This is a genomic window from Clostridium intestinale DSM 6191, from assembly GCF_900130055.1.
In the GTDB taxonomy this organism is placed as follows: Bacteria; Bacillota; Clostridia; order Clostridiales; family Clostridiaceae; genus Clostridium_T; species Clostridium_T intestinale.
On the sequence record NZ_FQXU01000005.1, the window covers coordinates 22,392 to 40,444 of the forward strand.

An 18,053-nucleotide genomic window follows, 5' to 3' on the forward strand; every position below is an offset into this window, starting at 1 on the left:
TATGGAGAGATATAATAAAATACCTAATAAAAATAAAAGAGAAATAGTATTACTTAAAGCATTTCCTTGTGTATGGGGAAAGTGTAGTTTTTGTGATTATATTGATGATAATGGACAAGATGAAGAGGAAATGAATAAATTAAATAGAGAGGTATTAGATAAAGTAACTGGTGAATTTGGGGTTTTAGAAGTAATTAATTCAGGAAGTTGCTTTGAGATACCTAAGGATACCTTGTCTTACATCAAAGAAATAATAGAAAAAAAGAAGATTAATAAGTTATTTATGGAAAGCCACTGGTGTTATAAAAATAGACTTGAAGAGATGAAAGAATACTTTAATATTCCTATAATTTTTAAAATAGGGGTAGAGAGCTTCGACTACGATTTTAGAAATAAGATACTAAATAAAAATGCAAGATTTATAACACCAGAGGAAGTAGCAGAAAAATTTCAATCTGTATGTTTAATGGTTGGAATAAAAGGCCAAAGCAAAGAGATGATTAGAAGAGATATAAACATTCTAATAGAGTATTTTAAATATGGAACTATAAATGTATTTGTAGAAAATACTACAGAGATTAAAAGAGATGAAGAATTAGTGAATTGGTTTAAAAAAGAATATTCACATTTAAATGAGAACCCGTATATTGAGGTGCTTTATCATAATACGGATTTTGGTGTGGGAGATTAAAGAGAAAACTGTTACAAGATTTAGCAGTTTTTTGTTTTTAATTAATAAATTCGACATAAATTTTAAGCGCATAAGTTCTTTATGATATATAATAATAGTATTATATAAATATTATGATTGGATATTAGGAATGAAAAAGATTTTAAAAGATAAAACGGATATATTGATTTTTATTACAGTTACTTTTGTAATAAGTACAACTATTTTCTTTATTGCACAATCTAGAAGTACAAATAACATAAAGATTAAGCAGGGATATCTAGATTTAAGTAATGTTAATTTACAGGAGAGCAATCCATTATCAGTAAGTGGGGAATGGGAATTTTATTGGGATAAATTCCTTTATCCAAAAGACTTTAATAATGATATAAAACCTATTTATAATATCGTGCCTAAATCCTGGACTAAATATGTTGATGAAAATGGCAAAAACTATCCATCTAAAGGAAAGGCAACTTATAGACTGAGGGTTAAATTAGATAAAGCCAACCAAAAACTTGGAATAAAGTTTAATAATATATGGGGAAAAGCTAGAGTTTTTATTAATGATAATAATGAAAGCGATATTAAGGCTGTTGAATATACAGATGGAGATAGACTTTTGACATCTGATTTTACATTATTTGATGTAAAAAGTGATAATTTTGATGTAATAATACAGATAGAGAATGAGAATGTTTTAAAAAGTGGTATATTAAAAGTTATCAACATAGGTTCAGCAGACGAGATTATTAATCTTAGGGAAAAATACTTATTTACAGATATATTTTGTGTAGTAAGTCTTTTTATGATGTTTTTGTATTTTGCTAGTATTTCTATACAGAGAAAAGAATACAACTCAAGTTTTTTATTAGCTATGTATTGTTTATTAAATTTTATTTTTTTAGCATTAGCTGATGATATGATAATTTTAAAGATTTTTCCGAATTTATCTATGGACGATCTTTTTAAAATTGCCTTAATATTTCAGATGTTTTCTTCTTATTTGTTATTAAGATATGTTAAATTTAACTATTTTATAGATATTTCAAAAAAGATATTAAAACTTTATGAGTTATTGACCATAATATATGCTTTTATAATATTATTTACGCCTCTATCTAGAACCATTGACCTCGGAAGGATACAGGCGGTTCCTGGAAGTTTTCTATTATTATATTTTCTTTATTGCTTAATAAAAAGTTTAATTCAAAAACATGAAGATTTAAAAACAAAGTTTTTAGTTTTATTTAGTATAATATGTTTAGCTTTTATTGCGGTTTATAATACCTATAATCAAAAACAACTAAGTTCTTTATATATTATATATATGTTGACTTTTGTAATAAGTCAGGGAGTAGTAATTTCAAATAGATATCATAATTCAGTAAAAACTATTGAGGATTTATCTAATAAATTGAAAATATTGGATAAAAGGAAGGACGAGTTTTTGGAAAAAACCTCCCATGAACTTAAGTTGCCATTACAAGGTATAGTGAATATAGCAAAATCTCTTATGGATGGTGTGGCTGGAAACTTAAATTCTAATCAAAGAGAAAATGTTGAAATGATATGGAATATAGGAGAAAAGTTAGATGTTTTAGTTGATGATATTCAGGATTACTCTAATATTACTAACGGATATGTTATAAAGGAAGAGAAACCAGTAAATATAAAAAGTCAGCTGATTTTTGCTATCAACATAGCTGCATATACAATCAAAGATAAACCGATAGTTATAGAAAATAGAGTAAAAGGCTCTGGTGCAATTATATTAGGTGATGATAAAAGAGTAAGACAAATTTTTTATAATTTGATAGATACTTTGCTTATTTACACACTTAGAGGGAAAATTATAGTTAGTTTATATATAAGTAATCAAGAGGTTATTGTTGATATTATTAATGAAGAACTTTTTATTGGTGAAAAAGATGATATATTTAATGGTGTTAAGTGGATAAATGATGAAAATGCAATATTTCATGAGAAAAAGCACTCGGATATAGGACTTTTTGTAGCTAAAGAACTTACTAAACTTCATGGCGGAGATATTAAATTTAAATCAAGCCAAGAAGAAGGCACTAAATTTAGTGTGATTTTACCAATAGCAAATAATCTTAGTAGTGAAGTTATAAGTTATGAGGAGAAAAGTTCGTATTTAATGATTGAAGATATTAAACATGCTAATATTCCTTTAGGAGATAATTCTATATTGCTTCTAGAACCCAACTCAGTAAATAGAAAAGTTATAACCAATTCTTTACTTATTGATGGACACGATGTTAATAACTTGGCATCTGTTAAAGACTTTATTGAAGTATTAGACAAAGGAATAAAGGAAGATTTATTAATAATAAACTCTATACTTCCTGATATATCTGGATATGAATTAATAACAGAGGTAAGAAAAAAATATAATAAAATGGATTTACCTATTTTAATAATAGTTGATAGGTCATATTCCGAAAATGTTTCTTTGGCATTAGATTTAGGGGTTAATGATATAATCGTAGAACCTTATGATATGAATGTTTTTAGAATGAGGGTTAATAATCTTATAAAGCTTAAAGAATCTTTTAATGCACTAATTAACTCAGAGATGGATTTTTTAAAAGCTCAAATAAAACCACATTTTATTTTCAATGTTTTAAGTGTAATATCTTCTATGATTACTAGAGATACTAAAAAAGCTAAAAAGATACTATTAGATTTTAGTGACTATTTAAGGTATAGTTTTGATTTTTCTTCTGGGGAAAGTTTTACTCCTATAAAAAAGGAGATAGATTTAGTTAAAACCTATGTAGCTATTGAAAAAGAGCGTTTTGGAGATAGGCTAAATATAGAATATAATATAGATGAAAATATAGATATCAAGATACCATCATTGGTAATACAACCAATAGTTGAAAATGCTATAAGACATGGGATACTTAGTAAAATAGATGGAGGAAATATTGAATTAAGTATTTATAAAGATGGAGAAGAGGTTATTATAAGGGTAAAGGATGATGGGGTTGGTATAGAATCCCATAGATTAGCTAATCTTCTTGATGGAAAAGATGAAAAAGCTGGAGTAGGAGTTAAAAATATAAATAGCAGGCTTATAAAAAGTTATGGTTCAGGATTAAACATAGTAAGTAACTTAAATCAAGGAACAGAGATTGTTATAAGAGTTCCACTAGGTGATTTTAGAATTTAGTTTAGGGGAGAATTATGATTAAAAGTATTATTGTAGATGATGAACAGTTCACACTAGATGAGATACGGGATACTATAAAGGGTTTTAATGAATTAGAAGTTGTTGAAGCTACTACCAATCCTAATAAAGCTTTAGAAATGATTAAAAAACATGATATACAACTAGCTTTTTTAGATATTGAAATGCAAGGTATAAGTGGAATATCATTAGCTGAAAAGATGATTGAGATAAAGCCTAATATTGAAGTTGTATTTATAACAGCTTATGATAACTATGCTTATGATGCATTTGAAGCTAATGCTATAGATTATGTCTTAAAACCGATAAGAGTAGAAAGGTTAGAAAAAACAATAAAGAAAGTATTAAAAATTATAAAAACTCAAAAAGAAATAAAGAAAGATGAATTAAAAGTTAGGTTCTTTAAAAAATTTCGAGTTTTTAATGAGGAAGAATCAGTAAGATGGAGAACCTCAAAAGATGGAGAACTTTTAGCTTACCTAATAGAGAACGTAGGGATTCCTATACATAAAGAAAAACTAATTGATAAGATATGGGCTGATGTTGACTTAAAGAACGCACTCATATATCTTCAAAGCTCTATATATAGAATTAGAAAACTTTTTTCTAAATATGGTTATGAAGATACTATAAAGTATGCTAATAATTCTTATATTATAAAAGATATCGATATAGATTGTGATTTGTGGAGATTTAATAAATATTTAAATAAAAAATATATATTATCAGATGCTAATATATATGAATATGAAAAAATATTCGAACTTTATATAGGTGATTATTTAGAAGAAGATGCATATGTATGGGCTATGGATATGCAAGAAAACTTAAAACATAAATATTTAAAACTGGTTACTAATATTGGAGCTTATTATATGGAAAAAAATGATTTTAATAAAGCTATAGAATATTTGGAAAAACTTATAAAAGTAGATCCATTTTATGACGAAGGTATAAAACTATTATTTAAGTGTCACTATGTTAAAAAAGAAATTCGTGATTTGAAAAAGCAATTTGCCAAATTAGAGAATATAGTTAAAGAAGAGTACGGTGTACATCTAACTGAAGATGTAGTTAATTACTACAATACGTTGGTTAAAAAATAATATCAATTGTTGTCCTATTAAGATGAATTTTAATATCTTAATAGGATTTTTTATTTTTGCATTCAATATTAATAGATAATTAATATTGTTTAGAATTTGTTTAGAATAATAGAGTAATATAGATTATGTAAAAAGAAATTACGAAAGGGGGAAAGTGGATGAGTAAATTGACAAAAAAGAAGATTTCATCACTATTAGTTTCTGCAATATTTACTTCAAACCTATTTAATGGGATTATAGCAAATGCAGCAGAAAATAATGATGTCGAAATTTCTTTAAAACCTCAATTCAATGCCGACATAGTTCTAACAGTTGGAGACAGTTCTGTAGATTCAACTAGTTTTGAAAATGACTTGAAGGCAAAACTTAGTTCGCTTGGTGTACAAGATTCTAGGATAAAAATTTCTGGTTTAAAATCAGAAGCGGTAAGTGCGGAAGATACTTTCGCGTGGAATATTTATGATCACAAGGGTAACTGGGGAGAAGATAATTATCCAAATGGAGATGGAAAACCAAATCCAGCAGATAATCAACATATAATTGTAAAAAATGATGGTAAAAACATTGTTTTTTATGGATATGGACAACCTGGTTATAAAGACTTTATGTTTATGCCAAACGAATCAAATTCAAAGAAAAGTTTTGAATTTGAAATAAATGAAGCTGGTATAAACTATCACAGTATGGAGGGTGGCGGATTCTTATTCAATACTAATATTGATGAGGACGGAATCTTAAACGGATATGCAATACTGTTTTTACAAGCAGGAGTAGGCGTGTATAAGATGACAAATATAAATGCTAACGACTTTCATAATGAGCAAAGTAGAGGATTTTATGATCCTTATGGATGGTATGGAACTTATCCAGGAATTACTCAAATAGGTAGTCTATATAGCAAAGATGAATCTCAAAACCATACAATAAAAATAGAAACTACTAAAAACTCTATAAGTATGTGGGATAATAGCAACAAAACTATTGATAACTTACAACTTGATAGTGAATATGGTAATGGGTTTGGACCTATAGCAAGTTACTCGTCACACAATTGCAATATTTTATCATATTTTGAATTTAACAATTTAAGTATGAAAACTACAAGTTACAAGAAGTTTAAAGACCTAATTAAGGAACCAGAATGGGAAATAGCTTCTAAAAAGTTTGTTGTTAACTTAAATGATACTTCAGACTCAGATTTCCATGAAGCTACTGCATATGGTGAAATCCAATCTAGAATAGCTAGTGAAAACTTACATTATGTAGGCTGGGGAACTAGTGCTAATGAAGCAGAAGCTAAAGATTTAGTAGCTAAAAATAATGGCAATGGTATTTATGTTGATAATACTAAGTATAGTGATTCTATTGATAAAATAGCTACATACATATATAATGTGTTAAATCAAGAAAGTAGCGGAGCTACTAAAGTATTGATAGGACAACCTATTGATGTTGCGGTTACTCCAAGTGAATACAAAGAAAATACTGCTAATGAGGATTACCCATTAGGAGGATGGAAATTTAATCACGATGATACATATTATGAAAATGCTATGGGAAAAGCAACTTTTGATGGTCAGTATATGAATAGTTTAGAGGCAACTTTTGATAAACCTGGTAAATACGACATTACTTTTCGAGATAATGTGGTTATGCCTAATACAGTTTATGCTCACAGACTTCCAATAGCTTCATTTGATTTTGATTTACAAAATGACAATGGAACTTATACTGTAGCTTTTACAGATAAATCATTTGATTTAGATAGACAAAGTCAAATCGATAGAGGAATAGCAGAGGTAAAATGGCAATGGAGAGAAGTAAATTCATCTACATGGATTGATGGACAAATTCCAAGTTCTTTAGATGCAAATAAGCAATATTTAGTACAATTAACAGTAAAAGATTATGATGATGCTTGGAGTAATCCTTCCGTTAAATATATCTCAACTGTTTCAGATTCTACTAAAAAATCAATTGCAAGCTTTATTATTGCACCTGAAGTTCTTTATACTCCGATTAATAAAGATATAACAATTGTAGATAGTAGTTATGATCCTCAAGGAAGAGAAATAACTGAAAAAGTTTGGAAAGTATTTAAAGATGGACAAGAGATTTACTCAGGTTCAACTCCTATGACAGATTTTTCAGGAAAATCAGCAGGAGATTATACTGTAACTTTAGTTGTAAAGACAGCTGATGGTTATTCAGACAAATTCTCTAGAACATTTACTGTGAAAGATGTTGAGCAAGAAGCTAATAACGCTAAAGATAATGTAAATATAGGTTATGAACAAGGGGATAATGAGAATAGTGTAACAAAGAATATAACATTACCTACTACAGGACCTGATAATACATTAATTAGATGGACTTCATCTGATCCAGCTATAACTAAATATGGAGAAGTTACTAGACCTAATATTGTTGAAGGAAATAAGACAGTTACTTTAACTGCTACTGTATACAATAATGGAGTAACATCAACAAAGACTTTCACAGTTATAGTTAAGGCTGCACCAAATAATGTTCCTGTATTAACTGATGGAAGCAAATCCTTAGAAAAAAATACTGATCTGGGATTTAAGTTAGCAGATTTCGCCTCACTTTATAGTGATAGTGAAGGAAGTGATTTAACTAAGATAAAAATCACATCAATACCTCATAATGGAATCCTAATTTATAATGGAGCATCAGTTAATGTTAATGATGAAATACCAACAGACGGATTAAACACTCTTATATTTAGGCCAGCTTCAGAGTTTGTAGGAAGTGCTGAATTTACATACGAAGCTTACGATGGGTATGGATATTCACTTCCAGCTAAGTTTACTGTAAATGTTCAAGACAGTATTCCAGCAACCGTTAGCGATGTAAAGATTACTTCAAACAATGCTAATTCTTCAAACTATGCCAAAGAAGGAGATACTATTACATTAACATTTACTGCGAGTGAAGAGCTAAGTGAGAATCCTAAGGTAACTATTTTAGGAAAAGAAGCTACAGTTACTAAACTTTCAGGTAACAATTATCAAGCTACTTATGTAGTTGAAAAAGAAGATACTCAAGGAGTTGTAGAATTTGAGATAGGTTCTATAAAAGATAAGAGCAATAATGTATCTCAAGAAGTAACTACAACTACTGATAACAGTAGTATTATAGTAGAAACAATCCCACCAACTGTATCTAATATAGTTGAAGGACAAAGCTACAAGCCAGGTGTTATTCCAGAAGTTACTAAGGGTACAGTATTTTTAGATAATGAAGAATTTACTTTAGGAAACAAGATAGAAACTGAGGGCAACCATACTTTAGTTGTTGTTGATAAAGCTGGAAATACCACTACTGTTAACTTTAACATTGATGGAACTGCTCCTAAACTATCAGATATTACTGATAATGCGTATTACAATAAACCAGTTGCACCTAAATTTAATGAAGGTACAGCCACACTTAATGGAAAACCATATACATCTGGAGATGAAATATCAGAAGAAGGAACTTATCAACTAATAGTAACTGATGAGGCTGGAAATGTAAGTACAGTGAACTTTGTAATTGATAAGACGCCTCCAACAGTTAGTGATGTTCTACAAGATGGTCAATACAATAAAGATGTTAATGTAACCTTTAATAAGGGGACAGCAACTCTTAATGGAAAACCATATACATCTGGTACAAAAATATCAGAAGAAGGAACTTACGAACTTGTTGTAACGGACCAAGCTGGAAATGTAAGTACAGTGAACTTCACTATTGATAAAACTGATCCTATTATAGATGGAGTTAAAAATGGTGAAAGCTATAATAAAGATGTTGAAGTAACTTTTAATGAAGGTACAGCAACACTAAATGGGAAACCTTTTGAAAGTGGAAGCAAAGTTACAAAAGAAGGGCAATATACAATTATAGTTGTAGATAAAGCAGGAAATATTTCTACTAGAACTTTTGTAATTGATAAAACAGCTCCTGTAGTTAGTGGAGTTGAAGATGGTAATCACTATAATAACAAAGTGAATGTAAGCTTTAATGAAGGTACAGCAACACTAAATGGAGTACCATTTACTAGTGGAACAGAAATAACACAAGAAGGAACTTACACACTTGTAGTAAAAGATAGTGCTGGAAATACTACTACAAAAACTTTCACAATTGATAAGACAGCTCCAGTAGTTAGTAATCTTAAATCTGGAGAAACTTACAAAGAAGATATGACACCACAATTTAATGAAGGAACTGCAACTCTAGATGGAAAACCATATGAGCCAGGTACTCCAGTAACTGAAGAAGGAAGTCATACTTTAGTTGTAAAAGATAAGGCTGGTAATACTACAGTAGTTAACTTTACTATTGATAAGTCAATGCCAAAAACATTAGATCTTAAAGGTAAGGTTCAAACTTCAAACGGACCAGTAGCAAATGCTAAAGTAACACTAGTTGACGCTGATGGCAAAACTATTGGAACTACTACAACAGATGAAAATGGAAACTATACATTCAAAGATCAAAAGACAGGTTTATACAAGGTTATAGTAAATAAGGATGGACTTGAGCAACAGACACAAGTAAATCTTCAACCTACTAAACCAACAGATAAAGAAAAAGTTCAAGATGTTTATGTATCTAAGTACAGAGTAACAGTAACTGCTTCACCTAATTCAATAGTAGGAGACGGGGAAGATTCTACAACTCTAACAGTACAAGTATTAGATGAAAATAATAAACCTGTACCAGGAAAAACTGTTACTATAAATGTAACTAGTGGTACTCTTAAAAATGGAAACACAATTATAACTGATGCAAATGGAAATGCATTATTTACTCTACAATCTTCAAAGGTTTCTGGAGACGACATGTTAACAGTAACAGTTGGTGCTAAAGTAGATGGATTAGATGTTCCAGTGACTAATAATGCAATAGTACATTTTGCACCAGGAAGCATTAAGGGGGTAGTTGTAGATAATACAACAGGGAAACCAGTTGCAGGAGCTATAGTCGAAGTATCTAAAGACTTTGATAACAATGGAATTCCAGATTTCTATGCTAAATATGTAACAGGAAATGATGGTAAGTACAAGATAGCAATTCCTAAGGGAAATGTTAAATACGATGTTAAAATTACTAAAAACATTACCATTGGAAATATATCAAAAACTGTTACATTTAATCAAAAAACTAATGCAGGCTCTGTTTCTTCAGAAGGTAAAGAGAGTTATGATAGTGCAAACACTGCAACTGGATTACTACTAATAAAAGATCCTGCTGGAAATGTTAAGAGTTTAGATAGTTACACTAATTATAGTATGACTATACTAGATGAAAACGGCAATATAGTTTCAGGGATTTTAGAGGATGAGAACCCAAGCAATGAAAATGGTGGAGTATTCAACTTCAGTGGTTTAGAAAAAGGAAAAACTTATTACGCAGCTGTTTATTATAATCTTCCAGACGGAAGCAAAATAAAGGTTGGTACATCAAAAATCCAAGTTAATAATGATGGAGAATTGAATATTGCTAACTGTTTGATTGACCCATATGGAGATATAACAAACATTGAAAATGGAAATCTAATATCAGGAGCACACGTTAAGTTATACTATGCTGATACTCAAAGAAATAGAGATAAGGGAATAAAACCCCATACACTAGTTGAATTACCAACAGTTAATGATTTCCCTCCAGCAGATAACTTAAATCCTCAATTTAGTGATGCTAATGGTAAGTATGCGTGGATGGTATTCCCACACACTGATTACTATATAGTAGCTACAGCAGATGGATACGAAGATTATACAAGTAGTATAATTACAGTAGAAGAGGAGATTGTTAGACACGATATTCAAATGACTCCTATAAAGAAAGCTGTTAATACTTCTGGTGATAAGTTAGTACAAACTGGATCATTAGTAGATATAAACATATTATTTGCAATAGGATTAATATTAGCTGTTGCTGGTATAGTTTTAGTTAGAAGAAAAGAAACAAAAGAAAATTAAAGCTATATATTTGACCGACCAAATCATTTGATTTGGTCGGTTTTTATCTTTATATCCATTTGGTATAAGAAATTATTGTAATTTTATGCTATAATATGTAAAGGGATTAGTAAGTAGTAAGGGGTGCAGTATGTTTAAGGTTATAATTGTTGAAGATGAATTACCGAATCTACAGCTGATAAAGATGCTTTTAGCTGAAAATAAAAATATAGAAATAATTGGAGAATATCTAAGTTCAAATAAGGCTTGGGAAAATATACAAATAGATAAACCAGATGCAGTATTTCTTGATATAGAAATGCCTGGTATGAATGGAATGCTTTTAGCTGAAAAAATAAAAAAATATGATGAAAATATACAAGTGGTTTTTATGACTGCCTATAATCAGTATGCAGTTGAAGCCTTTAGAATTAATGCGATACATTACATACTTAAACCTATATCAGAAGAGGCAATTGATGATTCTATTGAAAGATTATTAAAAAATAAAAAAGGTGCTGTTGAAAATAAAGCAGAAGAAAAATATTTAGTAGAGTGTTTTGGAACTTTTAAAGTTTTTAATAAAACAAGGGGGAATACAATAAAGTGGATAACATCAAAGTCAGAGGAATTATTTGCATATTTTATATGTAATAGAGGTCAATGGGTGGATAAGTGGAAGCTTTGTGATATGTTTTGGAATCAATCTACGCCTAAAAATGCAGAACATAATTTACATAGTACTATAAATAGATTAAAAAACTCTTTAAAGTCAATAGGTATAGAAAACATAATTGAATATAGCCAAGGTATGTATAAAGCTTATTTAGAAGAGTTTGATTGCGATTTATGGAAGTTTGATGAATTTATGAGAAACAATTCTGATTTTAATATATTTGATTTAGAAAGAATAGCTAAGTTAAGTAATAGTGAACTATTTGAAGGCAAAGACTATACATGGTGTACAGAGTTAAGAGAAAATTACAACAGGTATTATACTGATTTAATAAATAAAATTGTGGATTATTATAGTGAGAGAGCGGATTTAAATAAAACTGAAATGTACATTAGTAGATTATTAGAGTTAAATCCACTAAATGATAATATAAACGAAAAAATTATAGATTTATATTATAAACAAGGTAATTTAATAAAAAGTATTTCTCAATATAAGAAAATAAATGAACTATATAAAAAAGAATTAGGAATTGAATTTACCCTCTCTAATAAAGAGTTATATAAGCGGATAGCTTTAATAGAAGAAGTAACAGAAGTATGATATCTGTTACTTCTTTTTTTTGTAGAAATTTGGCGATAAATTGATAGATCAAAGTGTGAGTTTGTGAGAAATTTGTGAGAATATTGTAGTAAAATAAGGAAAAAGAGATGATATTTATAGGAGGGATATGGTATATGGTTAAAAAAATAGTTAATAAGATGTCAATAAACAAGGCAATATTGTTTTATAAACTATTCAGAGTAGGATTTAAATTTCATAATGGAAAAGGAACTCCATTTATAGAAATATAGGATATATAGTTAAGAGAAGAGTCTTTACAGATTTAATTAGAAGTTAGATTTGTAAAGACTCTTATTTATTATCCCTAGTTTATTTTTAAATTAAATAAAAGCTGTATATAAGAATTTTAAATTAATGTTATAATGAATATAGTATAAAAAATTCTTATATACGGGCAGGGGTTGGCAATGAGAATTATAAATGATAGATACATTGTAGAAAAGATAATTTCTAATGGGGATCATATTAGTAGTTACCTTGTAAAAGATAAAATTAATAATAAGAAGTATGTTTTTAATATCGTAGAAACTAAACTACTAAATGATAGAATAAAGGATAATATTTTATCTAGCATTACTTGGATTAAAAATCTGAATTTTGCTGGAGTAATTAACCTCTATGATTTTATTACAATAGAAAATATAGATGGAGCAAAAAGCGAAGGTAGGAAGTTTGCTTATTTAACTGAAGAGCTTAATGAAGGTGCTAGAAAGATTTCGGATATTAAGCCCAATAATATTGACATAAAGTTAAATGTATTTGCTCAGCTAGTAGTCATTATCAACACCTTAATATTAAAGGGATACGTGTATGATAAATTAGATTTAGATAATATATTTTATTTACCAAATGGTGACGTAAAGCTTGGAGATATCCTATCTATAGAAATAGAAAGGATAAATTTAAGCAATGATTTAATAGAAAACATTCTATTAGTTACTGAAGATAATAAAGAGGACTATTATAAGTTTAATGACTTAACATATATTTTTAATTATATTTTTGAAAATGAACTTCAAAAAAATAAGGATGAGCATAGGTCTTTAAGTAGATTATATAAAAAGCTTATAGAAAAAGCATTTTCAGATTTTGAATCTATTATAGAATATATAAATTTAAAATTTAATAAGACATTTCCTAAATTCGATTATAGTTATTTAAATAGGATAAATACTGAACTACCTATAATAGGAAGAGAATATGAGATTAATAAATTTATTCAAAAAGTAGATGCTGTTGTAGCTAAAAATATTCAGTTTTCTATAACATCTATAAGTGGTGATGAAGGTAGCGGAAAAACAAAATTATTAAATCATTTCAAAAACATAATAGATAAAAAATTTGATGATAATGTAAATATTATTGATATAGAAGCGCTTGTAAACAAAAGTATCAGTACTGAAGAAAATAAAAGAGTAGTATTTAACTTTCTTCAAGGTATATGGGATAAAAAACAAAAAGAAAAATATGAAAAATACATTGAAGAATTCTTCTATTTAGTAGTAAACTCAAAGGAAATGTATACTGAGGAAGATAAAAATACTTATTTAATAATAATTAATAGAATAACCAAGTTTTTATCAGAAATAGCTAAGAATAAGTTTACTGTGTTATTTCTTGATGATATTGAGAGCAAAACCTATATAGGAAAACTATTTCTGAAGTATCTATGTCTGTCACAAATTTCAATAGAAAACTTCCTAGTAGTAATAACTTATAATGATAATAAGATTAAAAATTCTATGGGGATTGATAATTTTATTCAAGAGTTTAAACTAAATAAAGATTTCGATGAATATAATTTAAACTATTTAAATGAACATGATACAAGAAAACTAATACGAAATATGTTAAATACATCTTTGGATTTATATGATTTTTCTAACAAAATATATAAAGAAACATTAGGTAATCCAATGTATGTAATTGAAATTATAAAGAAGCTATTTGCAGATAAAGTAATATATATTTCTGAAAAAACTGGTAAGTGGAAAGAAAACCTAAAGGACAAAGAGATAGCATTACCTAAAAATATAGAAGAAGAAGTTCAAAGGGAATTAAAAAGGGTTTCTGATGTTTCTTATAATATCCTTAAGAAATTATCTATGTTTAAAAATCCAATAGAAGAAGAACTGTTATATAGTTTAGGAATATTGGATAAAGATAATATGAGAGAGTTTAAACAACTTACAGTTGATGATTATATAGGGGAAAGAATATCTGATAGAGGGATATTATATGGAATGAATAATAATCTTATGAAGAAAATTATCTATAGAAACACCTCTATAAAAGAAAAAAATATATGGCATAGAGAAATAAGTGATTTTTTGGAAGAGAAAATTAAAGAAGGGTATTCATACGAGGATGAGCTTATTTATCAATTAGAAATATTAGAAGAAGACGATAAGTTTGTTAGGTTATGTAAAGAGTGTGGAGAGCGCGAATTTAAAGCGTGGAATAATAATAAGGCTATATACTACTATAACAGATGTTTAGAATCCAAGAGTATAAGCAATGAAGCCTATATTGATATAAGCTTAATTTTGGCAGACTTATATTATAGGGATGGTAATATTGATGAGAGTATTAATTGTTATAAGAGCTTATTGTATATTGTAAAAGAAAAAGAAATTAGAACTTATTGTTATGCAAGAATTGTTGCCATAGGATATAGAGTAGAAGATTCAAGTTTTTTAGAAAAATGTTTAAGTGAATGTAGGACTATACTTGATGAAATTGATTATCATAAAGGTGAAGTAGCTTATTTGCTTGCAAAAGCTAAATATAAAAATTTCTTAGGTGAATATAGAGAAGCAATAAAAATTTCATTATATGCTTTAGAATTTTCAAAATATAAATATATGGATTTAGTAGGCTATATTTGTATATGTCTTGGAGATTCATATATAAGTATAAATGAGAAAAATAAACCAATAGAATATTTTAACTTAGCAAAAAGGTATTTTAAGGAAACATACAATTTTAGAGGAATAATATCATCAGATTTCAATATAGGAAATTATTTTTTTAGGATAGAAGAAGATAACAATGAAGCTCTTACGAATTTATATAATGTTCAAAAGGCAGCTAATAAATATGAGATTGAAGACTTTATTGTCCTAAGTAATGTGTATATAGCAGAAGTATATATTTATCAAAGAAAATATAAAGGTGCATTTGAACTTTTACAGGAAGCTTTAAATAGAACTAGTAGTAATTCCCTAGAATATTACAGGGGTCTGGCATGTTTTATGATTACTGAATGTTCTATAGAATTAAATGAATTCCATTTGGCATATAGATATTTAGAACTAGGAAAATTAGTTATTGATAAATTTACTTCCAAAGGAGTATTTCTTAAATATTTAACAAGTGTAATGGCTAAGTATTATTACGCTATAAGCGACTACGAGAAGCTATGGGAGATTATTGATAACAACATAAATGAAGGTGAATACTCTAACCACATAGCGCTTAAAATTGAGTGTAAACAGCATTTTTATAATTTAAGAAGATGTATATCAGAAGAAGATATAAAAAAGGAAATCAATGAAATCTATAAAAAGAGTAAAAATATAAAAGACACTTATTTTAAGAGTAATTTACTTCTAGATTTTATTATTGCGCTTGAAGAGATGGGATATAGGAATTTAGCAAAAGAAGTTTATGAAAACTTAGAAACTATAGAAAAAGATAATAAACTGATGCTAAAGCAGAAATATATACAGTTGATTTTAGATGATAATAAAACAAGAGTTCCAAGTGACATAGAAGTATTACTAAATTATATGGATGATAAAAAATTACTTTCTAAAGTTTATTTAAAAATTGGTGAAATCCATGAATTGAATAATGAATTTATAGAAGCTATAGAAAGTTATTATAAAGTTATAACCATATTGAATAGGATTATAAAAACCCTTCCAATAAAATATAAACTAAATTATATTAATAGTGGAATATTATTAAAAGTCTACAATAACATAGTTAACTGTTTTAATAATAAATTAAAGACTCAAATATTTGTGAAGAAAGAAGTAATTAAATCCCTTCAAGAGTTTGATGAATTAATGAATGAGTTAGAAATAGATAACTTAATTAAAAATAGGGAGTTTTTATGTAAACTAAAAGAGAATTTTGAAGAAAGTTATTCAAATGAATTTAATAATATTTATGATGTATTAGATGGTTTTAAGAGTGATATTATAAGCAATATAGAAAACCTTATAAAATATATATGCAAATTAACCTTAGCTGAGAGCGCTATAGTCACTATGCAAGATTTAGAAGGTTTAGAAACGATAATATATAATTACAGAGCTATAAACCCTAGGACAAAAGTTGAATTCTTTAAGAGTAAATTTAGTACCGAAGAAGATGGAAAGATAGTAAAAGTGGATCTAAATAGAGCTAATATAGCAGATGAAGATTTATTGCCTAAAGAGATGAAGTCGGCTATATATTTAAAAATAAAAAACAAGATAAGAATAGAATCTAAGGAAAATATTCAAGGATCTATAATACTTTATTCTAATAGACATTTAAACAATATAAATGAACAGTCTTTAAAAGAATTAAAAACCCTAATTCCTTTGTTAGGATTTCTATTAGATAAATATAATTTAACTTTGAATTCTACAATAGATAAATTAACTAACGTATATAATAGAAAATATTTTGAAGCTAGTTTAGCCGATCTTTTAGAAAGCTCAAGAGCGAACAAAAAAGAGTTTTCTATTGCAATAATGGATATTGATAATTTTAAAGGAGTTAATGATAAATACGGACATCATTTTGGAGATAAAGTTTTAAGCTATGTAGCAGCTATAACAAAGGAGACAGTTGATAAAAATGATGTTGTAGGGCGTTATGGGGGAGAAGAATTTGTTATTATATTCCCAGATAAAAATCAATATGAAGCTTTTGAAACCTGTGAAAAGTTTAGAGAAAAAATACAAAAAAGCTCCTTATTAGGGAATGGATTAGAAGTTACTATTAGCATAGGGATTTCTCAGTACCCCATACATTCGAATTCTAGTGATAATCTTATCAAAATGGCTGATGAGGCACTGTATGTGGCTAAAAATACCGGGAAAAATAGAACTGTCATATGGAATAATGAAGTTGGATCATCCAGTAAAATAAATGATAAGCTTGCAGGTATATTGTCTGGAAATACTATAAATGATTATAGAAAATTAAGTGCTATTACAGATATAATAGAATTAGTTAGAAGAAAAACAGAGAAAAAAGATAAAATATATGAGTTTTTAACAAGAGTCATGGAAATATCAGAAGCTCAAGAAAGCACTTTGTTTTTAATAGAAAATAAGATAATTGTGGATGAATTTTCAAGAAAAAGATACAAGGATGGATGGCATAAAGCAAGTGATATTAACAATAATATGATACTTGAGGTTATAGAAAGTAGAGTTGGAGCTTATCTAGTTAACTGGGATGGCGAAGGTAAAAAAAATGATAGTTATTGGATACCAGATTGGAAATCTATTTTAATAGTGCCTATCATTTATAATGGATTTGTAAAAGGAATATTATATCTTACTGTTTCAATAAATGAAAAAGAGTTTAATCATAATGACTTAAATTTTGTTGATACACTGTCAGGAATATTTGCAGCTATAATATAAATTTTAATAAAGCATTCTCAACTTAGTTGTTAAGAATGCTTTTAATATAATGTTAAAATGTATTTAATTGATTATTAATAAAGATTTGTTAGAGTATATTAATAATAAAAATATTGAATGATTCGTTAATTTAT

6 protein-coding genes are annotated in these 18,053 nt (G+C 27.8%); all 6 read left to right on the plus strand.

The genetic code is table 11. The features are described 5' to 3' along the window. Position 1: 1 nt before the first annotated feature. Positions 2-691, plus strand: coding sequence for a radical SAM protein (locus BUA92_RS06810; RefSeq protein ID WP_073018073.1), 690 nt, complete (start codon positions 2-4; stop codon positions 689-691). Between the two features lie 130 nt (positions 692-821). Then, the gene (locus BUA92_RS06815) at positions 822-3,869 is read left to right on the plus strand and encodes a histidine kinase (protein ID WP_073018075.1); all 3,048 of its coding nucleotides are present in this window, start codon (positions 822-824) and stop codon (positions 3,867-3,869) included. A 14-nt stretch (positions 3,870-3,883) separates the two neighbouring features. Then, positions 3,884-4,993: a response regulator gene (locus tag BUA92_RS06820; protein ID WP_073018078.1), complete on the plus strand. Its 1,110-nt coding sequence runs from the start codon at positions 3,884-3,886 to the stop codon at positions 4,991-4,993. Between the two features lie 158 nt (positions 4,994-5,151). Further along, complete coding sequence (locus tag BUA92_RS06825) at positions 5,152-10,989, plus strand: immunoglobulin-like domain-containing protein (RefSeq protein WP_073018080.1); 5,838 nt, start codon at positions 5,152-5,154, stop codon at positions 10,987-10,989. Between the two features lie 130 nt (positions 10,990-11,119). Next, on the plus strand, positions 11,120-12,247 hold the full coding sequence (locus BUA92_RS06830) for a response regulator (RefSeq protein ID WP_073018082.1): 1,128 nt from the start codon (positions 11,120-11,122) through the stop codon (positions 12,245-12,247). A gap of 428 nt (positions 12,248-12,675) precedes the next feature. Then, positions 12,676-17,919, plus strand: coding sequence for a diguanylate cyclase (locus tag BUA92_RS06835; RefSeq protein WP_073018084.1), 5,244 nt, complete (start codon positions 12,676-12,678; stop codon positions 17,917-17,919). The last annotated feature ends 134 nt before the right edge of the window (positions 17,920-18,053 follow it).